Source organism: uncultured Psychrobacter sp. (assembly GCF_947495825.1).
Classification (GTDB): domain Bacteria; phylum Pseudomonadota; class Gammaproteobacteria; order Pseudomonadales; family Moraxellaceae; genus Psychrobacter.
This window is the reverse complement of the sequence record NZ_CANMAH010000007.1, coordinates 61,120-82,918: the sequence shown is the minus strand read 5'-3', so window position 1 is coordinate 82,918 and position 21,799 is coordinate 61,120. Positions and strand designations below refer to the sequence as shown.

22 protein-coding genes are annotated in these 21,799 nt (G+C 41.3%); 15 read left to right on the top strand and 7 right to left on the bottom strand.

All coding sequences use genetic code 11. The features are described 5' to 3' along the window. Positions 1–84 precede the first annotated feature (84 nt). The 6 genes from gluQRS to Q0895_RS08870 form a co-directional block, all read right to left on the bottom strand. Entirely contained in the window at positions 85–1,056 is a 972-nt protein-coding gene (gene gluQRS / locus Q0895_RS08895; protein ID WP_299187912.1) for a tRNA glutamyl-Q(34) synthetase GluQRS, read from the bottom strand. A 256-nt stretch (positions 1,057–1,312) separates the two neighbouring features. Continuing rightward, positions 1,313–1,753: an RNA polymerase-binding protein DksA gene (gene dksA / locus Q0895_RS08890; RefSeq protein WP_299187909.1), complete on the bottom strand. Its 441-nt coding sequence runs from the start codon at positions 1,751–1,753 to the stop codon at positions 1,313–1,315. Positions 1,754–2,305: 552 nt separating this feature from the next. After that, positions 2,306–3,151, bottom strand: coding sequence for a metallophosphoesterase (locus Q0895_RS08885; protein WP_299187906.1), 846 nt, complete (start codon positions 3,149–3,151; stop codon positions 2,306–2,308). 197 nt (positions 3,152–3,348) lie between these two features. After that, on the bottom strand, positions 3,349–4,155 hold the full coding sequence (locus Q0895_RS08880) for a metal ABC transporter permease (RefSeq protein WP_058369626.1): 807 nt from the start codon (positions 4,153–4,155) through the stop codon (positions 3,349–3,351). Positions 4,156–4,344: 189 nt separating this feature from the next. Beyond that, positions 4,345–5,121 (bottom strand): metal ABC transporter ATP-binding protein, encoded by a 777-nt coding sequence (locus Q0895_RS08875; RefSeq protein ID WP_058369625.1) that lies wholly within the window; start codon positions 5,119–5,121, stop codon positions 4,345–4,347. Between the two features lie 60 nt (positions 5,122–5,181). Further along, positions 5,182–5,709: a transcriptional repressor gene (locus tag Q0895_RS08870; protein WP_058369624.1), complete on the bottom strand. Its 528-nt coding sequence runs from the start codon at positions 5,707–5,709 to the stop codon at positions 5,182–5,184. 352 nt (positions 5,710–6,061) lie between these two features. On the opposite strand from Q0895_RS08870, the gene Q0895_RS08865 reads away from it, so the two are divergent. The 13 genes from Q0895_RS08865 (at position 6,062) to Q0895_RS08805 (ending at position 19,012) form a co-directional block, all read left to right on the top strand. Continuing rightward, entirely contained in the window at positions 6,062–6,856 is a 795-nt protein-coding gene (locus Q0895_RS08865) for a zinc ABC transporter substrate-binding protein (protein ID WP_227511796.1), read from the top strand. A gap of 283 nt (positions 6,857–7,139) precedes the next feature. Further along, positions 7,140–7,538 carry an ATP synthase subunit I gene (locus Q0895_RS08860; RefSeq protein ID WP_058369622.1) on the top strand — a complete coding sequence of 133 codons (399 nt, stop codon included), beginning with the start codon at positions 7,140–7,142 and terminating at the stop codon, positions 7,536–7,538. A 727-nt stretch (positions 7,539–8,265) separates the two neighbouring features. Then, on the top strand, positions 8,266–9,135 hold the full coding sequence (atpB, locus tag Q0895_RS08855; protein WP_058369621.1) for a F0F1 ATP synthase subunit A: 870 nt from the start codon (positions 8,266–8,268) through the stop codon (positions 9,133–9,135). A gap of 33 nt (positions 9,136–9,168) precedes the next feature. Then, positions 9,169–9,417, top strand: a complete 249-nt coding sequence (gene atpE, locus Q0895_RS08850) for a F0F1 ATP synthase subunit C (protein WP_010197960.1) — start codon at positions 9,169–9,171, stop codon at positions 9,415–9,417. A 117-nt stretch (positions 9,418–9,534) separates the two neighbouring features. Continuing rightward, positions 9,535–10,005: a F0F1 ATP synthase subunit B gene (locus Q0895_RS08845; RefSeq protein WP_058369620.1), complete on the top strand. Its 471-nt coding sequence runs from the start codon at positions 9,535–9,537 to the stop codon at positions 10,003–10,005. A 13-nt stretch (positions 10,006–10,018) separates the two neighbouring features. Next, entirely contained in the window at positions 10,019–10,642 is a 624-nt protein-coding gene (locus Q0895_RS08840) for a F0F1 ATP synthase subunit delta (protein ID WP_299187889.1), read from the top strand. Between the two features lie 93 nt (positions 10,643–10,735). Further along, complete coding sequence (atpA, locus tag Q0895_RS08835) at positions 10,736–12,280, top strand: F0F1 ATP synthase subunit alpha (protein WP_299187886.1); 1,545 nt, start codon at positions 10,736–10,738, stop codon at positions 12,278–12,280. 206 nt (positions 12,281–12,486) lie between these two features. Then, complete coding sequence (gene atpG, locus Q0895_RS08830; protein WP_299187883.1) at positions 12,487–13,368, top strand: F0F1 ATP synthase subunit gamma; 882 nt, start codon at positions 12,487–12,489, stop codon at positions 13,366–13,368. Positions 13,369–13,406: 38 nt separating this feature from the next. Continuing rightward, the gene (gene atpD / locus Q0895_RS08825) at positions 13,407–14,840 is read left to right on the top strand and encodes a F0F1 ATP synthase subunit beta (RefSeq protein WP_299187880.1); all 1,434 of its coding nucleotides are present in this window, start codon (positions 13,407–13,409) and stop codon (positions 14,838–14,840) included. A gap of 93 nt (positions 14,841–14,933) precedes the next feature. Next, complete coding sequence (locus tag Q0895_RS08820) at positions 14,934–15,350, top strand: F0F1 ATP synthase subunit epsilon (RefSeq protein WP_179799110.1); 417 nt, start codon at positions 14,934–14,936, stop codon at positions 15,348–15,350. 541 nt (positions 15,351–15,891) lie between these two features. After that, positions 15,892–16,608: a response regulator gene (locus Q0895_RS08815; RefSeq protein ID WP_075103509.1), complete on the top strand. Its 717-nt coding sequence runs from the start codon at positions 15,892–15,894 to the stop codon at positions 16,606–16,608. Between the two features lie 339 nt (positions 16,609–16,947). Continuing rightward, positions 16,948–18,636 carry an ATP-binding protein gene (locus Q0895_RS08810; RefSeq protein WP_299187873.1) on the top strand — a complete coding sequence of 563 codons (1,689 nt, stop codon included), beginning with the start codon at positions 16,948–16,950 and terminating at the stop codon, positions 18,634–18,636. Between the two features lie 196 nt (positions 18,637–18,832). Beyond that, positions 18,833–19,012: a hypothetical protein gene (locus Q0895_RS08805; RefSeq protein WP_299187870.1), complete on the top strand. Its 180-nt coding sequence runs from the start codon at positions 18,833–18,835 to the stop codon at positions 19,010–19,012. A gap of 62 nt (positions 19,013–19,074) precedes the next feature. Here Q0895_RS08805 and Q0895_RS08800 read toward each other — a convergent pair whose 3' ends face one another. After that, entirely contained in the window at positions 19,075–20,541 is a 1,467-nt protein-coding gene (locus Q0895_RS08800; RefSeq protein WP_299187867.1) for an ATP-binding protein, read from the bottom strand. 252 nt (positions 20,542–20,793) lie between these two features. Here Q0895_RS08800 and rpsP point away from each other — a divergent pair, with 252 nt between their 5' ends. Then, complete coding sequence (gene rpsP, locus Q0895_RS08795; protein ID WP_299187864.1) at positions 20,794–21,066, top strand: 30S ribosomal protein S16; 273 nt, start codon at positions 20,794–20,796, stop codon at positions 21,064–21,066. Positions 21,067–21,227: 161 nt separating this feature from the next. Beyond that, complete coding sequence (gene rimM / locus Q0895_RS08790; protein WP_299187860.1) at positions 21,228–21,761, top strand: ribosome maturation factor RimM; 534 nt, start codon at positions 21,228–21,230, stop codon at positions 21,759–21,761. Positions 21,762–21,799: the final 38 nt, after the last annotated feature.

Here is a 21,799-nt window from a genome sequence, read left to right as displayed (position 1 = left end):
TAGTCATTAATCTATGTCAGTTATTACCCTAAAGATAATAAAAGCGTCGCCGTTGGGTGGCGCTTTTTGCTCTGAAGTGATTAGTTAAGGAGCGATGATATTTAGTGCATTCTTACCTTGCAAGGGCGTGTTGTCCCATTGTGTAATGGCTTGCTCGAGCATGCGTGCTGGAGTATCTATATCCACAGCAGGCTGCTGTAACAACTGCAAAGCCATCGCAATTAGCTGACTGGGCTGGCGAGTATCTATAGGTTGGGCAAGGTTTTGTTTGGAGAGCTTTTGTCCATCAGGATTGCATATTAGTGGCAAATGATACCACTGATCTATAGCTGGTAAGCGTGCAGCTTGCATGATGCTGATTTGTGCAGTCGTCATAGGTAAGATATCTAAACCGCGCATGATGTGAGTGACTCCTTGTAGCCCATCATCAAGGCTTGCTGCCAAAATATAATTGATCATGCCATCTTGGCGACGAACGACCATATCGCCCAAGGTTTGCTGCGGATTATCCCATTGTAATCCTTGAATACCATCTTTAAAACCTATGAGATAATCTGGTAGCTGCAGGCGTAGTTTATATTGAGCTTTATCAAGATGTGCCTCTATACAGCAGCGTGGGTAGCGCTGTCTATTAAGAAGTTTTTGAGTGGCGTTTTGCAAGTTTGCGCTTTCTATTATGGCTTTTTGCTCCCAATAACGTTCAAGGCTTTTACGTGAGCATAGGCAACCGTAAGTTAGAGGGGCCAGTATGGAAGATAGATATTCATTATAAATATCAATGCGCTCGGACTGATAAACGACATCGCCATCCCAATGCAAGTTTAAGGTCTCTAAGTCTATCAGTATTTGCTCACTAAATTGTCGGTCACAGCGCTCAGTATCGGTATCTTCAATACGTAGAAGCCAGTCGCCGCCTAGTGATTTGATATGACAGTAACTTGCCAGCGCCGTGGTCAAGGAACCAAGATGCAGCTCGCCGGTGGGTGAAGGAGCAAAACGCCCAATAGGATACGCCGACAGTGACGTCAGTTTAGACGTTGGTTTAAATAGTGTCATTGTAGGGGTATCAGTAGTATGAATGCGTGTCAAAATAAGCCGCTATAATAATAAAAGAATAAGAATAGCGTAAAAGAGCGACAGGAGAAAAGATATTTATTAAATTAAGAGGTTTTGTTAACTAATTTTAAGCTTTAGGGTAGGACGTAAAATGCAATAAGCGACCAATTGGATGGTCGCTTATTGCATTAAATACTATTAGATTAATCAATTGAATTAATCAATGATATTAGACCTATATAGTAGGAATAATATATTAAGTATGCCCTTGGTTTTGACGCTCTTTCATCTCAGACAAAGTTTTGCAGTCAATACATTGCGTTGCTGTTGGTCGAGCTTCTAAGCGACGTAAACCAATTTCCACACCGCAAGTTTCACAAAATCCATAATCATCGTTTTCAATCTCTAACATCGATTTGTCAATTTTGCGAATCAATTTGCGTTCACGGTCGCGCGTGCGTAATGCTAGTGCAAACTCTTCTTCTTGAGTGGCCCGATCATTGATATCTGGCATAGCACTAGATTCATCTTGAATATAGGTCTTTGTACGGTCAGCTTCACCGATCAGTTGATTTTTCCAGTCCAATAAAATGGCTTTAAAATGCTCTAACTGCGCATCAGACATATACTCTTCGTCTTTGGCAGGCTCGTAAGGGGTGAATTTGACATCACTCGGATTATTGGTCAGGGTGCTCATATGGGTATCCTACTTTTTCAAATTAATTCAATGAAACGACGTTTTAGAGGATAAAACTTGGATAAGTGTCAACACAGATTATTACTTATCTTTTATATACCGTTTTATCACAGGGTAACGCAAGTAACACAGCTGCTTTAAAGGTACGCTCATACCGACATAACAATAATGATGGACATTATTCATAAATAAGTACGCATCTTGTCGTTGCTATAATGAACATTATCATCTAGATATAAATAATAATGTTCATGAGTACACGGCTGATTGTAAACACTTAACTGGTTGTCGTCTCAGCTATCCTAGCCATTATAATTTGCCTAACACTTGACGCTAGGCGCTCCTATTCCATCTTATTTTTAATATCTATCTAAAGTCTATGTAGCTTATATCAATATTTGCAGTATCGTCTATTCTATTATCATTGCCTAGTACTATTTAATAAAATACCTCACACACTATACTAAAAACTTAAGCGCTATAAATAATAAGGATTAGCAGATAATAAAGCCATATAAATGACAATATGCATTAAACCGATAAAACTGGCCGCTAAGTATCTAACCTTTTGACCCAGCTTGCAACCTGCCCAGTGTTGGCTAATTGCAACCAACGGTAACCAGGTAATGCACTTGTATCATAAGCGAAGTCGTCTTCGTAAGGCTTAAATTGATAGCAGGTTGATGGAGTGGTATATACGGTAACCCCATTTTGATAGCGAACTTGGTCTTGATGCGTATGACCGCTAATAATCACGCGTAAATGTGGAAATGCCGCCATACGTTGCCAACAAGTAGATACATTATCTGCAATGTGAGCATCTATCCACTCTGAGTGCATGAGCATCACATGATGATGTAAGGCAATAAGCGCAGGTTTGTCGCAGGCACTTAAACGCGCGCATAACCAGTCAATATCTGTATTGGTCACTTCACCTGCGACCTTACCAGGAATTGCAGAATTTAGTAGCAATAGTTGCCAGTAGTCTGTATGTATTACGTGGCGACTGAGTAGACGTTCGTCTGCAGGCTGAGGGATGAGCTGGCGCTGAGAATATGGTAGTTTGCCACCAAGCTCATCTGTTACATCATGATTGCCAGCAATACAAGCGAAAGGGATGCCGGTATCATGAAGTACCTTAAAAATATGATCATAAATAGCAGGCTTGACCACATTAACCAAATCGCCTGTGACTAAAATCAAATCACAGCGAATATCTTCGCTCAATGCTTGTGCTAATACTGCCTCAAAACTATATGTACAACAGTATTCAGAGGTTGGTTGTTTATAAGCTACCTCTTGTACTGCTTGTACGGTAGATAAATGCATATCTGTAATCTGTAATACATTTACCTGACCATCTGGGCTGCTGATTTCACGAGCAGGATAACTTGGCATAAGGTCGATCCCTTACTACATCAAGACAATTAAAGCCTAAGAAAACCACTATAAAAAATAATAGTGCAAACTTATAGCACAAAAGTTATGTAATCTCTAGCACTAAATGCCAAACAAGGTTTATAAATTACTTATTGATAATGCTAAAGTATTCCATTGGTTAAAACGACTTTAAGCATTAAAAATACCTAGTAAAGCTAAACACGTATCTTGGTCACTGTTTTGGTTATTAAAAGGGCGCTAAAAAATAAGACCGCTAATACTAAAACTATAGCAAGTCCAGTCTGTATATCAAGCCAAATACTACCCCAAATGCCTAGCGTTACGCCTACTTGCGCTATTATGAGTGAAAAGACGACCATCTGTTTAGGAGCTGTTGACCACAAACGTGCCGTTAATGCGGGCAATACTAGTAGGCCACTGATTAATAAGCTGCCAACGGCTTGCAAAGCAATGGCACAAAAACCTGCCAACACACCCATAAAAAACAGGCGTTGTCTTGTCGGATTAACCCTTTGAATGCGGGCAAGAGCCTCGTGAGTAGCAAGTTTTATTTGAGCGGGCCATATATAGGCCAAAAACACTAACCCTACTAGCACACTACCAGCGAGCAATGGCAAGTCAGCCCAATCAAGCTCAAGTAAATTGCCAAATAAAAACCCTAAAACATTTGCTTGCTGATCAGTGAGCTGAGTTAAGGTCAATAGCCCCAGACATAATAAAGACACTGCCACCACTGCCAGTACTGCGTCAGTAGGTAGGCGCTCATCTTCAATTAATAACAGGGCTAACACTACTAGAACGCTGACGATGGCAATACCAATACCCATTGGCAACTGCCACCAAACTGCAATCGCGACTCCTAATAGTGTCCCATGAGACAAGGCATCGGCAAAAAACGCCATCCGTCGCCATAATACTAAGCAGCCAAGTGGGGCTGATAGTAGACCTAATATACTGCCGGCAATCCAGGCAGGGGCAATGATAGCTAACCAAGCGGTCATAAAAGCTGTCTTCCGTTAAAATAAAAGAACATTGCTTAATACTAAGGTGTGTCCTCATTTAGATGACTATCGATTAAATTGAGAACATGCCCTAAGCACAGAACGTTTCGTAATAGGGATTAAAAGGTTATATAAAGAAAAGTACGTCAGTAGATTTGTAGAGCCAAAAAAGGTCGCTCACAATAGTACTTATAATAACTCGCTTGGTGCCTGATGCTCACAAGCATGGGGCTTATGCACATAAGGCTGCTCATAATGATGACCAAATAATTTTTGAAATTCAGCGGTGATGGCAAGCTCGCTCGGTTGACCTTCGCAGCAAATATGCTTATTTAAGCAAATAACCCGCCGGCTGCCTTTCATGACCCAATGTAAATCATGTGACACCACCAACATCGCACAACGCAAAAAATCTGGCAGCTCATCGATAAATTGATAGAGCCAAACCTCAGTATCAGGATCAAGCCCTTGCATTGGCTCATCTAAAATCAATAAATTGGGCTTATCTAGTAAGGCCCGTGCCAGTAGTACGCGCTGCGTTTCACCGCCAGAAAGATGTAGCATTTGCCGTGATAACAGATGATTTAAGGATAAATTATCAAAAATAAACTGGCGTTGTTCTGATGTTAAACGACGTCTGTCTGCCTGAGTCAAAAGGTCTTTTACTCGTAATGGTAAGATAGGCGGCACCGTAAAACGCTGCGGCACATAACCAAGTTGCAATGGTTGATGATTAATAATCTTACCTGCTGTGGGCGTGATGAGACCTAAGATAAGTTTGACCAACGTCGACTTGCCTGCACCGTTTGGACCGATCAGACTGACAGTTTCATTGACAGCAATATCGATATTGATGTCTTTGACCAAACGCTGTTGACCAATATGGTAATTGATACCATTCAAGCTAAGTAACGGTAACCCATAAGAGATGTTTTTATTATTGGACGATTGCTCTAAAAGGCTCATAAGATAACAGCCGAAAATTAAATAGACGTAAGAAGAAGGGGTAGATAGAACATAGATATTTTATTGGCAACTTTGACAGCGTCCGCTAATCTCAATGACGCTACGAGAAACCATAAAACCGGCATCTTGCTCTGCAAAGCTCATCATTTCTTGTACTGGCAGGCTACTACACTCTTGTACACGCTGACACACTTCACAGATTAAAAACGCAGCAGTATGTTCATCACGTGGATGGCAACAAGGGACATAAGCATTGATCGAAGTCAATTGGTGAATCAATCCCTCACCCAACAAAAACTCTAAGCTGCGATAGACAGTTGGCGGGGCTACGTTTTTTCGAGCTGGTGCTTTTGCATTGTCAGCCCTCGTAGTCGTCCGCATTTGTTGCAGCTCTGTGATCAAGTCATACGCACCTATTGGCTTATTGGCTTGCAATATTAGTGCATATATCTGCTGACGCAGCGGGGTAAAGCGTACACCGCGCAACCGACATTGAGCTTTGGCGGTCTCTAAACGCTCAGTCACATCATATGACGTAAAGTGTTGAACATCATGTAAATGTTCGCAAACAGAAGAAGCAGAAGACATTGTATAGACTCCAAAAAACGATGATATAACGCCCAGCAGTATAAGCCAAAATATTTAAAAACTGTCAACAAGAAATTTTATTAGCCATTTTTATTGTTATAGTATAACATAATAAAAATTGTAAAATCAGCGTTGTTATTTATCAAGTGGTTTCTCCAGACTTGATCTTTTTAGACCATACTTATAGGGCAGTTATCCGATGAATGCTACTCTCCAAAACCTTAGCAATCTATACAATAAAAATAAGTACTTCCAATATAGAATGAATAGCTTCTCCTTTTACAGAATAGGACAGTTTTTGTGTCAACCCAAATACACATTGACGCTAATGTTGATGCTGTTAAGCTCATTTATGATGACTGTACAAGCAGCGACCGTTAGCGTTAGTAACTATCCTTTGTTTTTATTAAGTGAGGCCGTCACTAAAGGCGCGCCATCAGCCAATCGACTACTGCAAGCAGGGGAGGTCGGACATCATGGCAGTATCAGCCCTGGTGATATTAAAGCCATTCAAGACAGTAAGTTTGTTGTGTGGTTTGGTGAGCCATTAGAGAACAACCTTGCATCGAGCTTGAACACAGCACCAAATGCGATTGCTTTATTTGGCTTTGATGCTTTTAACCGTCACCCATTACGTGATGTCAAAGGCCAACCTATTGCAGATACTTTAGACCCGCACATTTGGCTCGATCCTGAAAATGCCAAAGCCATCACCCGTGCACTGGCAGTGATTCACAGTCATGCAAACCCTCAGCATAAAAATTTGTATCAAGCCAACGCAAAGAAGTTTGCCCAACGACTGGATAGAGCAGTAGAGTTGACGCAACTAGATAATCGAAAAACCTATCCTTATTGGGCTTATCATGATGCTTACCAATATATTGAAAAAGCGCTGCAATTACAGCTTGCTGGTAGTTTGAGTACGGACCATCATTTGGCACCTAAAGCCAGTCAGATTCGTTGGCTTAATGAGCAGCGTCCCGTTAAAAAAATGTGTTTGGTTAGTCCAAGCGCTCCGGGTAAAGGTTTGCTTGCTAAGCTTCAGCCAGTAGATATGATTGTACAGCCTGAAGACATGAGCGGTAGCAAAGACTTCGTTAGCGGCTGGAGTAACATGGTGCAAAAATTACGTAACTGTATATCTTAATAATCAACAAACAACACAATGTTTTGAGTAATGAGTGGGCCAATTTGGCATTTAAGGATTATTTAGTATTTTTATGAACCATTAATTAACGATAACGAATTAAAGGCTTGATATTTGCCATATATTACTTGCTAATTACTCAGTTGCTCCTTATAATAAGTGGCGTTTTATTTTGGTTAAAAGGTTATATCTGTATAGTGAACCGTTCATAGAGAAGTATGCCATTTACACGCTACTATGACTTGAATGCTACGGTTATTATTCCAACGCTATAGGTAAGCTGATGACCAAACCTGCCAAACGTACGCAAAGAGATCAAATCGGCGTCTATATTAAACGTCAAGCGTGGATACTATTTATCCTTATTATTGTCGCTTGGATTATAGATGTCAGTTGGCTTAGCAGTGATCTTGTCGTAGCAAAAAGTACTGCGATTGGTGCGCTATTAAGTTTTGTTACTCAAGCTGTATTTGCTGGATTTATCTTTTGGTACACAGGATATCGCGCGCGCCAACATATTGTTAGCCAGCTATATCGAGGTCAAATGGCCAAATGGTTGTTGACTGTGTTTGGTTTCGCACTAATTTTTATTACCATACGACCCCTGTCAGCGCCCGCGCTATTCATCGGTTTTATGGTAATGCAGATTAGTCACAGTTGGATGTTGTGGCATATACGTTAATGATAAATGACAGTCGCTTATGATGATTTTCTGAGCTTTTGTATTTATCCGATATAACGCCATATTTATTCTATAAATATAATGCTGTTAATAGCATAAAAATGTCATCCTGCCGTCCAACTTCTCTACGACTAAGTCGAAAATTAATAAATGATGTGTTTTTGAAGTTTTATAAGACTAATAATTACTATAAACATAATTGCTTAAAAATAATGTTTTACAATTTAATTAAAGGCGCAAACCTATATTGTTAGACGTTACAAGCTACTATAGTAGTTACATATCAGATAAAAAACACATAATTGCCTTTACACGAATACTACGCTGCATTAAGATAGGCAGCTAATTATTTTGCTTAAACGTGCTGTATTAAGCACATATCTTGCAAATCAAGGTATCGGCAAACACTAATATGATAACTTTAAGTACGTTTATGTGCAGATGCTAAGGGCTAGTAATGAATACTCATAAGCCCTTTTTTGATAACTAAATTTTATTGAAGTCTGTCAAAAACCAGTAACTGCACCAGAAGTATGGGTTGGATGTTGTTGATTACATGAGAGTGCGAACACGATTTATTTGCAGATAGTACGAACCTATAAGATGTTATTAACCTTCTTAAAAGTTCAGTTAGATTTAGGCAAATATTGTTATTAGTATACTTATCAGATGACAACCGTATTCTTTGGTAGTTGATTCAATCGTTGATTAATAAGAAGCTTATATTATGGCAGCCGAGCAACAAACATCATCAGAATATATCTCTCACCACTTAACGAACTGGACGTATGGCTATCTGCCAGGCGAAGGTTGGAAAGTTGCCTATACTGCTGAAGAAGCGGGACAAATGGGCTTTAATGCTATCCACCTTGACTCTATGCTATGGTCAATTGGTCTGGGTATTTTATTTTGTGCCATCTTTTGGATGGTTGCCAAAAAAGTGACTTCAGGCGTGCCAAGCAAAACTCAGGCGGCAGTTGAATTAATCGTTGAGTTTGTTGATAACAACGTTCGTGATTCTTACAGTGGTACCTCAAAGTTGATTGCACCTTTGGCATTGACCATTTTTGTATGGATCTTCTTGATGAACTTAATGGATTTATTGCCTATCGACTTTATTCCAAGTCTAGCGGGCCAAATTGGTGCCGCGATGGGCCATGATCCACATCACGTGTTCTTTAAGATTGTTCCAACAACTGATCCCAATATCACGCTTGGCATGTCATTCTCTGTCTTTTTGTTAATTCTTTTTTATAGCATCAAAGAGAAAGGCGTGGGCGGTTTTGTTGGTGAGTTAACACTACATCCGTTTAGTGCCAAGAATCCTATCTTGCAAATTATTTTAATCCCCATCAACTTCATCTTAGAAGCTGTTACCTTAATTGCTAAGCCTGTTTCATTAGGTTTGCGTTTATTCGGTAACATGTATGCTGGGGAATTGATTTTCATACTGATTGCTCTAATGCCATTTTGGATTCAATGGGCGTTATCGGTACCGTGGGCTATCTTCCACATTTTGATTATTACACTTCAAGCGTTCGTATTTATGATGTTGACGATAGTTTACTTGTCGCTTGCATCATCAACTGAACATTAATTAGACATTCAATAGGTAAATGAGGATACATCAATGGATCCAGTATTAGGTGGTTACACAGTTATCGCAGTAGCGTTACTTATCGGTCTTGGTGCACTTGGCACGGGTATTGGTTTTGCTATTCTAGGTGGTAAGTTCTTAGAAGGGGTTGCACGTCAACCAGAGCTTGGCTCACAATTGCAAACTCGTATGTTCATCGTAGCAGGTCTTCTTGATGCTATTCCGATGATCGGTGTTGGTATTGCTATGCTATTGTTGTTCGCTAACCCTCTAGCAGGTTAATCCGAAAGCTCAGTTGTAAGTGTTTGGTACTCAAGAATTTACTATTAAATATAGTCAAAATTTGACTGCCAAACATGACCAATGAAACTGATTTTTCATTAACAAAGAGGTGATCACGTGAATATCAATTTTACCCTCGTCGGTCAAGCCATTGCTTTTGCAATATTTGTGATTTTTTGCATGAAATTCGTGTGGCCACCACTTATCGGGGCTATCAACGAACGTCAGCGTAAAATCGCTGAAGGCTTAAATGCCGCAGAAAAAGCAAAAGCAGACCTGGCAACCGCGGAACAAGATGTCCAGCAGGAACTTGATGCTGCCAAGACTAAAGCTGCTGCTTTAATCGAGCAAGCTAACAAAAGTGCCAACCAGCTGGTCGAAGATGCAAAAACGCAAGCGCAAGCAGAAGGTGAGCGTATTCGCCAACAAGCGCAAGCATCTATCGAACAAGAAATTAACCAAGCGCGTGAATCATTACGTGCGCAAGTTGCTGAACTGGCTGTACTTGGTGCAGAAAAGATTTTGCAAGACAAAGTCGATGAGCAAAAACATGCCAGTATGTTAGACCAACTGGCGGCGAAGCTGTAATTGTGAGGATATCATGGCTGACTTATCAACCTTAGCACGACCGTACGCTAAAGCCGCGTTTGACTATGCCAACGAAAATGGGGTAGTAAATGAGTGGGAAAACTTCTTATTTATTGCCAGTCACGTTGTCAATGACAAGTCGTTCAGTACTTGGCTGGAGAATCCAGCTGTTTCTGCTGAGCATAAGTCAGCTGCTTTGGTCGATCTTTATGATACGCAAGTAGCTGGTCCTAATGACTCTGCTTTTAAGCAGCTGTTAAATGAGAACCAAGGTGTTCTACCAAGTAGTGACACCAGCTATGCAAAAGTATCAGTAGCACTTAGTAACTTCATTAAACAGTTATCAGAACAAGAGCGTCTGGCACTGCTTCCTGAAGTTTATGAGCATTATCGCCGTCACAAGGCAATAAGCTTAAAACAGCTTGACGCATATGTAACTTCTGCCTATCCATTGACTGATGCCCAGCGCAAAACGATTCAAACGCGTCTTGCCGCATCGCTCAATGCTAGTGTGGTGATTCATGAGTCAGTTGATCCAAGTCTATTGGCAGGCGCTACAATCAAAGTCGGTGACAAAGTCATTGATGATTCAATGCGCGGCAAGTTACAACAGTTAAAAACACAGCTAACTGCCTAATGCCATTCAGTGACGCAGTCATATAAAATCTGCGTGAACGTAAGAGCATTTAAGTCAGTGGGCGGGTTATCATAAATTAAAGGAAACAAGGCAATGCAACAATTGAATCCAGCGGAAATCAGTAACCTGATTAAGCAGCGTATTCAAGACCTTGATGCGGGTGCAACTGCAAAGAATGAAGGCACGATTGTCAAAGTATCTGACGGTATCGTGCAGATTCATGGTCTTGAAGATGCCATGTACGGCGAAATGATTGAGTTTGAAGGCGAAATCTATGGAATGGCGCTTAACCTAGAGCGTGATTCTGTTGGCGCGGTAGTACTTGGTGATTACCTACAGCTGCAAGAAGGTCAAAAAGCCTATTGTACTGGTCGTATTCTTGAAGTACCAGTAGGTCCTGAGATGCTAGGCCGTGTTGTAGATGCCTTGGGTAATCCTATTGATGGCAAAGGTCCTATCGATGCCAAATTGACAGATAAAGTCGAAAAAATCGCCCCAGGCGTTATCGATCGTCAATCAGTTGATCAGCCAGTTATGACTGGTTATAAAGCTGTTGATACCATGATTCCAATCGGTCGTGGTCAGCGTGAGCTTATCATTGGTGACCGTCAAACGGGTAAAACCGCGATGGCTATCGATGCGATCATCGCCCAGAAATCATCTGGTATTAAGTGTGTATACGTAGCAGTCGGTCAGAAACGCTCTACTATTGCAAACGTCGTGCGTAAGCTTGAGCAAACCGGTGCTTTAGAATATACCACCGTTGTAGTAGCTTCAGCATCAGAGCCAGCGGCGCTACAGTACCTTGCACCATACTCAGGCTGTACGATGGGTGAGTACTTCCGTGACCGCGGCGAAGATGCACTGATTGTATTTGATGACTTATCAAAACAAGCGGTAGCATATCGTCAGATTTCACTATTGCTACGTCGTCCACCAGGTCGTGAAGCTTATCCTGGTGATGTATTCTATTTACACTCACGCCTACTTGAGCGTGCATCACGCGTCAACGCGGATTATGTAGAGAAATTCACCAACGGTGAAGTGAAAGGTAAAACTGGTTCTTTAACGGCACTACCTATCATCGAAACCCAAGCAGGTGACGTATCAGCATTCGTACCGACTAACGTGATCTCGATCACTGATGGTCAGATTTTCTTAGAGTCTAGCTTATTTAACTCAGGTATCCGTCCTGCGGTTAACGCTGGTATCTCAGTATCTCGTGTTGGTGGCTCTGCGCAGACTAAGATCATCAAAAAGCTATCTGGTGGTATTCGTACCGCGCTAGCACAGTACCGTGAATTGGCAGCATTTGCTCAGTTTGCCTCTGATCTTGATGATGCGACTCGCGAACAGCTTGATCATGGTGAACGCGTTACCGAGCTGATGAAGCAAAAACAGTATCAGCCAATGTCAATTGCTGAACAAGCAGCGGTTATTTATGCGTCAAACGAAGGGTTCTTAGCAGATGTACCAGTTGAAAAGATTGGTGCTTTCGAAGAAGCTTACTTACGCTATATGCATGATGAGCAAAGTGAATTGATGCGCGAGATTGATGATACTGCGAATTATAACGATGATATCGCAGGACGTTTAAAGTCGGCAGTACAGACGTTTAAACAGAATCACAGTTATTAATTTAATGGGTTAAACCGGATTGGTTATAATTAAATTGATAAAACTGGCGCGTTGTCTAAACAGATATTTGCGCCATTACTCTAACCATTGACGGTATTAGTCGCGTTATGCAAAACATGTAATGAGTACTCTGATAGAGTGATACTATATATTAACTGTATGTTGCATGCGCAAATGCTTTTTAACCCTCTTATATTGGAATCATTATGGCAAGCTTAAAAGAGATACGTGCCAAAGTCACCAGTATTAAAAGCACCCAAAAAATTACTCGTGCTATGCAAATGGTAGCGGCAAGTAAGATGCGCCGTGCTCAAGAGCGCATGGAAGTGGGTCGCCCGTATGCTGATAGTATGCGCCGGGTTATTTCACATTTGGTGCATGCTTCATCAGACTACAAACACCCATACATGGTGTCGCGTCCAGTCAACAAGGTTGGCTATATCGTCATTACCTCTGATCGTGGTTTGGCGGGTGGTTTGAATATTAATTTATTCAAGGCTCTATCTAAAAGTATTCAAGATTATCAAGACCAGTCTGTACAAACTGAGTTTGCAGTCATTGGCGCTAAAGGTGTGAGTTTTTTCAAAAACTTTGGTGGTAAAGTGACGTCAGCGGTGACTGACTATGGCGATAAACCAACGTTTGAGCAAATAAATTCTCCCGTTCAGGCCATGCTTGAGGATTATAGTAACGGCAATATCGACCGTATCTATGTGGTATATAACCAGTTTGTTAATGCCATGACTCAAAAGCCAACCGTCAATCAATTGGTTCCTCTACCGGAGCGCTCATTTGATGAGGAAGAAAGTGGCATACAGACAGAGCTTAGCTGGGATTATATCTATGAGCCTGACATCAAGACGTTGATTGATGAATTGCTTGGTCGCTATATTGAGTCGATTGTTTATCAAGCGGTAATGGAAAACATTGCTTCTGAGCAGTCCTCACGTATGGTAGCGATGAAAGCGGCAACAGATAATGCTGGTGACCTTATTAACGATTTACAGTTGGTTTATAACAAGCTGCGTCAAGCGGCGATTACCCGAGAAATATCGGAAATCGTTGGCGGTGCTGCTGCTGTTTCATAATTGACTACACCTATATATAGAAGTTCAAGGAGAACGCAATGAGTAGCGGTCGTATTGTACAGATTATTGGCGCGGTTCTTGACGTTGAGTTTGACCGTAACGAAGTTCCTCAAATTTTTGATGCCTTGCAAGTAGATGGTACCGAAACCACCCTAGAAGTACAGCAACAGCTAGGTGATGGTATCGTACGTACTATTGCGATGGGTTCAACCGAAGGCCTAAAGCGTAACCTACCTGTGACTAACACTGGCGCTGCTATTTCTGTGCCAGTCGGTACAGGTACGCTAGGTCGCATTATGGATGTTCTTGGTCGTCCTATCGATGAAGAAGGTCCTGTTGTAGCGGAAGAAAAATGGTCGATTCACCGTGATGCGCCAAGCTATGCAGAACAGTCAAATAGTACTGAGCTGCTAGAGACAGGTATTAAAGTTATCGATCTACTTTGCCCATTTGCTAAAGGTGGTAAAGTTGGTCTGTTTGGTGGTGCGGGTGTCGGTAAAACTGTCAACATGATGGAGCTGATTAACAACATCGCCCTAAAACACGAAGGTCTATCAGTATTTGCTGGTGTTGGTGAGCGTACTCGTGAAGGTAACGATTTCTATCACGAAATGCAAGAAGCTGGCGTTGTAAACACTGAAGACTTTAGCAAATCTAAAGTTGCGATGGTATATGGCCAGATGAATGAGCCACCAGGTAACCGTCTACGTGTTGCACTGTCTGGTTTGACCATGGCTGAGTACTTCCGTGATACCAAAGACCCTGCTACTGGTAAAGGTCGTGACGTACTATTGTTCGTTGATAACATCTATCGTTATACACTAGCAGGTACTGAAGTATCAGCACTTCTTGGCCGTATGCCATCAGCGGTTGGTTATCAGCCAACACTCGCTGAAGAGATGGGTATGCTGCAAGAGCGTATTACCTCAACGCAGTCAGGCTCTATTACGTCAGTGCAAGCCGTATATGTACCAGCGGATGACTTGACAGATCCATCACCAGCAACGACGTTTGCTCACTTGGATGCGACAGTCGTACTAAGCCGTGACATCGCTTCACAAGGTATCTATCCTGCGGTTGATCCACTGGATTCAACCTCACGTCAGCTAGATCCACAAGTCATCGGTGAAGAGCACTACAACGTTGCTCGCGGTGTGCAGGAAGTGTTGCAACGCTATAAAGAGCTAAAAGACATCATCGCCATCCTAGGTATGGACGAGTTGTCAGAAGAAGACAAACTGGTTGTTTATCGCGCTCGTAAGATTCAGCGCTTCTTATCTCAGCCATTCCACGTTGCCGAAGTCTTTACTGGTGCGCCTGGTAAATACGTACCACTACGCGATACCATTGCTAGCTTTAAAGCAATCATCGCTGGTGAATACGATGACCTACCAGAGCAAGCGTTCTATATGGCTGGTAGCATTGAAGAAGTAGTGGCCAAAGCAGAAAAAATGAAATCTACTGCAGCTTAAGTTGCGTTGGCAATTGCTAAAAGGCAAGTGGGCTGTTATCAATCTGCTTGCCAGTAGATAACGCATCGCAGTTTTGATCGTAAGGAGTTAAATATGGCAACGTTACAATGTCGCGTCGTAAGTGCTCGTGAAGAGTTGTATTCGGGCGAAATCAGCATGCTAATAGCTACGGGTACCGAAGGCGAGATTGGTGTATTGCCAGGTCACACACCGCTTATTACATTGCTAAAACCGGGTGCGATGCGCGTGCAAACACCGAACGGTGAAGAAGAAGTGATTTATGTATCAGGCGGCGTTTTAGAAGTACAACCAAAGATGGTTACCGTACTTGCTGATACCGCTATGCGTGCACACAATCTCGATGAAAGTAAAATCGTTGAAGCTCGTAAAAAAGCGGAGCAAATGCTGGTCAACCAGTCTGATACGGTTCAGACCAATGCCGCTTTGGCTTCTTTGGCAGAGTCCGTGGGACAGCTACAAACGATTCGCAAGTATAAAAACCGCGCTTAATGTATTTTCTATAACACTAAGTAGCAGTTCTTATTTAGTATTATTAGTAATTATAAAAAAACAGTCCATTATGGGCTGTTTTTTTATTGCGTATGGAATGCTAATAAATCTAGTTGATTAACCAATAAATTCTTTTGATTCAATATGGGTATTTTGTTAGAAGAAATAGGTAGTTTATACCTATATTAGATCGATAATAGCTGCATAATTAATAGTAATGAATATTATTAATGAGAACGCGATTAAAAAGTTTCTTTTATAATAAATGCGCTTTTTTTATGCTGTTTGATTATTAGCTGTTTAATGCTACTCTTCATTAGGTAAACTCCTAAAAACTTAAGATTATTGGACGTTGACTAAACTTATCAGATATGTTCTTTATAGGTTTTGTTAACGACAATAAGCTATAGTATAGAAAGCTGACTATTTGATAGTATACTGTGTTACCACAATTGCACCATTCATAAGAACATCAACTGTTCCATTTCATTGTGCTACTAAATTATCTGCTATTAATTTTTATATATTATAGGACACACCAATGACAACGACTGAAGAAGACAACACACTCCGAATTTTGATTGTTGAAGATGATGAGCGTTTAGCTATGTTAACTCAAGATTACTTGGTTAAAAATGGCTTAGAAGTAGCGATCGAGACTGATGGTAATCGAGCCATTCGTCGTATCGTTAACGAACAACCAGATTTAGTAGTACTTGATGTCATGCTTCCTGGTAGTGATGGCCTAACCGTGTGCCGTGAAGTACGTCCACACTATCAAAATCCAATTTTGATGCTGACCGCACGTACAGAAGATATGGATCAAGTACTGGGTCTTGAGATGGGTGCTGACGATTACGTCGCTAAGCCAGCTCAACCGCGCGTATTGTTAGCACGTATTCGTGCGTTATTGCGCCGCTCAGAAAACGCGCCATCAGAAGATGTGCCACAGCGTTTAGAGTTTGGTGAGTTGGTCATCGATAATGGTGGTCGATCTGTGACATTAAGTGACGAGTTGGTTGATTTTACCAGCGCTGAATACGATTTATTATGGTTGTTGGCTTCTAATGCTGGTCGTATTTTGTCGCGTGAAGATATTTTTGAGCGTCTACGCGGTATCGAATATGATGGTCAAGATCGCTCTATCGATGTGCGCATCTCACGTATTCGTCCTAAGATTGGTGATGATCCAGAGAACCCAAAACGTATTAAGACGGTTCGTAGTAAAGGTTATCTTTTCGTCAAAGAAGGCAATTAAGCTTATTTCGACGATAGCCATAACTGATAATCGTTATTTAGTTGACAAGAAACCAGCAAAGTGCTGGTTTTTTTGTGACTAAATTTTAATTTTTTGAACTTAAGACAAGCGTTATGTGGTTTAATTGAGCGGCAATTATGGATGCCAGCTCAATATACACTGTATAGATATGGCTTTAAAACAGTCATCGTATTATGGTTATGATATTTCAATATAATGATAAAATATCATCTCCAAGTTTTATTCTTATTTAACAGTGCTTGTTGCCTTTTGTGATGTCGATATTTCAATACAAAACGGTAGTAGCAGTTATTACTCAACAGTTTGGTCACGACACGTATGTCATTAGTTTCTTCTTTAAAGCACAGTATTTTTGTTCGAATTTATGCCGGTCTATTGATAGTCTGTCTATGTGTGGCCTTATTTGCCCAGTTATTAATGGATACTATTAATAAGGAGCGTGTACAAACCTATCGTGAGAATATGGCGACAGGCGCCTTTTACTTAGTCAGCGAAGGTGTGGGTCGACAGATAAGCGACACTCAACGCGAATATTGGTTATCGGATGCCAGTAGTCTATTTGGTTCAACCTTTCGTATTGTACCTGCTAACGAAATAGACTTTAGTTCAAGTGAGCTGCGCCGTTTTGATAACGGCAATACTGTCGTGCGTTATAACAGTCAGCCTACTTATGCTGACGTTTATCATCGTCTACCAGATGGTGAAAGCGTATTAACTGTTAGAATATCGCAAGTCACAGAGCAACAAGTACGAGCAATGGCAGTATTTTTGTTGGATGATCTGTCTTACTATACGACGTTGTCTGCAAAACGTACGCGTCTAAAAGAGTTAGAAGAGAAATTCTCTTTTCCGTTAGAGCTTAAGAGCGTCAATGCCCTGGGCTTGGATACTGATCAGATGGCACGCCTACGCCGTGATGAAGTGGTTATATTGTTTCAAGATACTAGCACCAGCCGAGGCAATTCCGCTATTAGAATAATTGTGCCCTCTGAGATCAATGATATGGCTATTGTGATGGGTCCCGTTTCTTTGTTTAATTGGTTCCCGTTAAATCTAATTATCAGTATGGTTCTGATAAGTATGTTCTTAATTAGCTTAGGTGTGTATGCACTAATCTTCCCACTTGAGCGAAAACTACAGCTGATTCAAGTAGGGGTGAACGAAGTTAGCCAAGGCAATCTTGATATACAAGTACAAGTCATTGGACAAGATGAGATCGCGCGTTTGTCCGCTACATTCAATGCGATGACAGAGCATATTAAACGTCTGATTGAGTCACAACGTGAGCTGACTCGAGCAGTTTCTCATGAGTTACGCACACCTGTAGCACGTATTCGCTTTGCGGTCGATATGCTTGCAGATACTGATGATGAGGACTCACGCTTTACGCAGCGTGACTATATCGACGAAGATATCGAAGCACTAAATGGATTAATTGATGAGATTTTGACCTACGCAAAACTTGAAGAAGGCTCTCCTAAGTTAGAATTAGAGTCAGTAAACCTTAGAGAACTGGTTGAGCAAGTGGTACGCGAGACCAATGCCTTAGGGAAGTCTATCAAGGTCGTTGGAAAACTCCCAAGTGCAAAAGTCACAGCAATAGCCGATCGCCGCTATCTACATCGCGTTATTCAAAACCTTGCTGGTAATGCGCTACGTTATGCAGAAACAACCATAGTTATTAGTGCTGGGGTCAAAAAAGGCAATGCTTTTGTTAGTGTTGAAGATGATGGTCACGGTATACCTGAGGAAGATCGAGAAAAAGTATTTATTCCATTTTCTCGTTTAGATGATAGCCGTACACGAGCATCAGGTGGATATGGGCTGGGACTATCTATTGTTTCACGCATTGCATTTTGGTTTAACGGCAGTATGAAGGTGGATGAGAGCGATAGCCTTGGCGGGGCAAGATTTGTCATGACATGGCCCATTAAACCTTTAACGCAAGTGCTTGCTGCTGATGAGTTAACCCAAGAAAAAAGTGACCGTGATTTTAGCGGGGAGTAATCCAAACGTCTTATTAGCTAATAATTGATTTGTATGAGAAAGCTTTATCAACTAAAATCATTTAGAGTTGTTAATGGAGTCGACTACGTGATTTATGAATAAGTTCAACAAATCACGTTTTGGTAAGTAATAACCCTATCTACGGTAATCTTGAGCTTACCGTTGTTTTGAGTTTAAGGCTGTACAGGAGAGTAAAATGCCTTATTTATTCGGCGGTTTAGTATTACTAAATGCCTTAATGCTTGGCTACTACTTGTTTATACAAAAACCAACTCCTACTGAGAGTTTACAGACTGCACAAGCGGAGCTTACGCATCCAATAACATTTACTAATAGTGCCAAGCATGTACCACCATTAATTGGGACTAAAGAATAACCCATCTGTTAACCATCTCTTTGTGATGGTTTTCGATGAATTGTCTCATATTCGTTCTTTTGTTAGCCCTCGCCATCGATGGCATTATCTGGGGTAGTCAATTCATTGTCAATGGCCGCTTCATCTGCGACCTTAGATAGAAGAGGTAGGCGAATACAAACTTGTAGTCCACCCTCAGGATGATTGATAGCTTCTACAGTACCATGATGCAAACCTGCAATACGACTGACAATAGCCAATCCAAGCCCGCTGCCTTGAGTGGTACGTGCTGTTTCTCCACGTTCAAAAGGTTGCATAATTCGCTCTAATTGGTCTTCTGCTACCCCCTCACCGCAGTCACGTACACATATCATCAATTGCTCCTGCGCTTCTTGGTTTACCTCGCTTTCAGTCACAATATCAGTATTTTCTGTAACCACTGTCTCAATGAAGGTCGGTACGATATTGGCAGACAAATAAATCGGCGGCTTACCATAACGATTTGCATTATTTACAAGATTGATAACTAGGCGTTTTATCGATAAGGGGCGTATTGGCACCGCTCTTTGGAGCTCTGATTTATAAACAAACGGCATAGGTGCAAACTGCACCATAATTTCATTAAATATAGTGTCTAAATTGGTGAGGCGTACAGGCTCATCAGAACCATCTTTCATAAAAGATATAAACTGCTCTAAAATTGCATCCATGTCTTCGATATCATAAATCAACCCCTCACGAAAAAAGTCATCTGGTAACATCTCAGCGGTTAAACGCATGCGTGTCAGCGGAGTACGCAAATCGTGTGAAATACCAGCAAGCATAATGGTGCGTTCTTTTTGCGCTTGACTAAGTGTTGTAAACAGTCGATTAAATGCCGTATTGACTTGGCGAATCTCGGTAGGTCCTGTATGTGTTGGCAAAGTCGTCGCATGACCAAGACGAATGTAATTGGTAGCCGCACGCTGTAAATGACGAAGAGGACGGTTTAGCTGACGTGCTAGCAAAATAATTGTCAATAAAGTCAGGATTGGCAAGCCTAACAAGAATAACGCTAATAATGTTGGGCTGTATTGTGAGTAATAGACAACTGGCTCACGAATCCAAAAACTTTGGTCACGACTGTCTTGTACCCACAGCTGAGGTGTGGGCTTAAATTTAAAATATACTTCAACAGGTCGGCCTAATTGCGCTCCGATTTCGCGTTGTAAAACATCTGTAAATACCCCTACAAAAATCTTGTCTTCAACTTGAGGAAAGTCACTAGGATTGTCAACGACTACCACGTGTGAGTTGCGATATAGCCATTGCTGCATCCTTGGGTTGTCTTGCCAGTCTTTTCTGGCGCTATTCATCAAACGCAGCTCGCTTGTCAAATAACGCGCATGGTTTTTAAGTTCTGGTAAATATAAACTGCGCCAAAAAAACCAAATAGATAGACCAACGCTGATTATGACAATGAAAGCTACCATTAGAGTGGTAAGCCAAGTGCTAGAGTACGAACTTGGTAACCAAGCTGTGCGGCGATGACGAGAAGTTGGGGTAATCATAAGAATTTAACGCTCTTGCAGTATTGCAATAAAGTATAGTGCAATACTGCATTAGGCGCTATGAGCTGACTAAAAGTTATCATTAGATATCTAACCTTTGCGTCATAAATAGGGTGTGATATTTCAGACCTTTAATTGCCTTTAAGCCATTGTTATAATAGTCATTAAATAAACACAGTTTATGTTTTCAACAAATCAAGACTGTGGTATAATTATGCCCTTTTTGGTATACCTGCGAAAGAGAGAATTCACATGGTTGTTATTCGTTTAGCACGGGGCGGTGCCAAGAAACGCCCATTTTATCAAGTAGTTGTTGCTGATCAACGCCGCGCGCGTGACGGTCGCTATATTGAAAACATTGGCTTTTTTAATCCACTCGCCAAAGAGTCTGAAGAAGCAGTACGCCTGAACATGGAAGCGTACAATGCATGGATCGCAAAAGGCGCACAGCCTTCAGATCGCGTTGCTTCATTAGCAAAGGCTTACAACAAATCAGCGACAGCAAGCACTGAAGCAACTGCTTAAGTGATAGTCGTTGAGTACTTATAGTCAATTCTTAGACTATTTAGTATGTTTTAAAATAGATAGCGTAGCTGGTTTGACCAGTATACGCCGTTAACTGTTTTTATCATTTAATTGCTTTTTTATTGGCGATTACTGTTTTTCTTATTGTTAGGTTAGACATTATGTCATCTGTGCCAGACGCCAGTACACTTATAAAGATTGGTCAGCTTAAGAAACCTTATGGTATTAAGGGCTGGCTTTGGGTGTTTAGCGATACAGATGAACGTTCGGATATCTTTGATATGCAGCCGTGGTGGATAAAGACGGCCACTGGCATAAGACCATTAACAGTCAGTAAATGGCGTCAGCAAGGTACAGGGCTTGTGGCTCAATTTGAGCAAGTTCCGGATCGCAATATTGCTGAAACCATGAATGGTGTAACTATTTGGGTCGCAAAAGACTCATTGCCCGAACCTGAAGAAGACGAGTTTTATTGGTCGGAGCTGGTTGGGTTAAGAGTTTTGAACGAGCAGGATGAGTATCTTGGTGATATTGCTGAGATGTTTGAAACTGGCGCTCATGACATTATGCGTGTCGCAGCAAATTCAAATAGCTTGGATAATGAAGAGCGCTTGATACCATGGCATGCACAAACTGTAATTGAGGTCGACATGCCCAATAAAACAGTCCATGTCGCATGGCCAAGCGATTATTAATTTGATCTTTAAGATTGAAGTAATAATGTGCTTATGTA

Coding starts and splice junctions, on each gene's coding strand:
- Q0895_RS08840 (WP_299187889.1), top strand. CDS start 10,019: ATGGCTGACTTATCAACCTTAGCACGACCGTACGCTAAAGCCGCGTTT.
- gluQRS (WP_299187912.1), bottom strand. CDS start 1,056: ATGACACTATTTAAACCAACGTCTAAACTGACGTCACTGTCGGCGTAT.
- atpD (WP_299187880.1), top strand. CDS start 13,407: ATGAGTAGCGGTCGTATTGTACAGATTATTGGCGCGGTTCTTGACGTT.
- Q0895_RS08880 (WP_058369626.1), bottom strand. CDS start 4,155: ATGACCGCTTGGTTAGCTATCATTGCCCCTGCCTGGATTGCCGGCAGT.
- Q0895_RS08885 (WP_299187906.1), bottom strand. CDS start 3,151: ATGCCAAGTTATCCTGCTCGTGAAATCAGCAGCCCAGATGGTCAGGTA.
- atpA (WP_299187886.1), top strand. CDS start 10,736: ATGCAACAATTGAATCCAGCGGAAATCAGTAACCTGATTAAGCAGCGT.
- Q0895_RS08815 (WP_075103509.1), top strand. CDS start 15,892: ATGACAACGACTGAAGAAGACAACACACTCCGAATTTTGATTGTTGAA.
- atpE (WP_010197960.1), top strand. CDS start 9,169: ATGGATCCAGTATTAGGTGGTTACACAGTTATCGCAGTAGCGTTACTT.
- Q0895_RS08805 (WP_299187870.1), top strand. CDS start 18,833: ATGCCTTATTTATTCGGCGGTTTAGTATTACTAAATGCCTTAATGCTT.
- dksA (WP_299187909.1), bottom strand. CDS start 1,753: ATGAGCACCCTGACCAATAATCCGAGTGATGTCAAATTCACCCCTTAC.
- atpG (WP_299187883.1), top strand. CDS start 12,487: ATGGCAAGCTTAAAAGAGATACGTGCCAAAGTCACCAGTATTAAAAGC.
- rpsP (WP_299187864.1), top strand. CDS start 20,794: ATGGTTGTTATTCGTTTAGCACGGGGCGGTGCCAAGAAACGCCCATTT.
- Q0895_RS08865 (WP_227511796.1), top strand. CDS start 6,062: ATGATGACTGTACAAGCAGCGACCGTTAGCGTTAGTAACTATCCTTTG.
- Q0895_RS08820 (WP_179799110.1), top strand. CDS start 14,934: ATGGCAACGTTACAATGTCGCGTCGTAAGTGCTCGTGAAGAGTTGTAT.
- Q0895_RS08860 (WP_058369622.1), top strand. CDS start 7,140: ATGACCAAACCTGCCAAACGTACGCAAAGAGATCAAATCGGCGTCTAT.
- rimM (WP_299187860.1), top strand. CDS start 21,228: ATGTCATCTGTGCCAGACGCCAGTACACTTATAAAGATTGGTCAGCTT.
- Q0895_RS08875 (WP_058369625.1), bottom strand. CDS start 5,121: ATGAGCCTTTTAGAGCAATCGTCCAATAATAAAAACATCTCTTATGGG.
- Q0895_RS08800 (WP_299187867.1), bottom strand. CDS start 20,541: ATGATTACCCCAACTTCTCGTCATCGCCGCACAGCTTGGTTACCAAGT.
- Q0895_RS08810 (WP_299187873.1), top strand. CDS start 16,948: ATGTCATTAGTTTCTTCTTTAAAGCACAGTATTTTTGTTCGAATTTAT.
- Q0895_RS08870 (WP_058369624.1), bottom strand. CDS start 5,709: ATGTCTTCTGCTTCTTCTGTTTGCGAACATTTACATGATGTTCAACAC.
- atpB (WP_058369621.1), top strand. CDS start 8,266: ATGGCAGCCGAGCAACAAACATCATCAGAATATATCTCTCACCACTTA.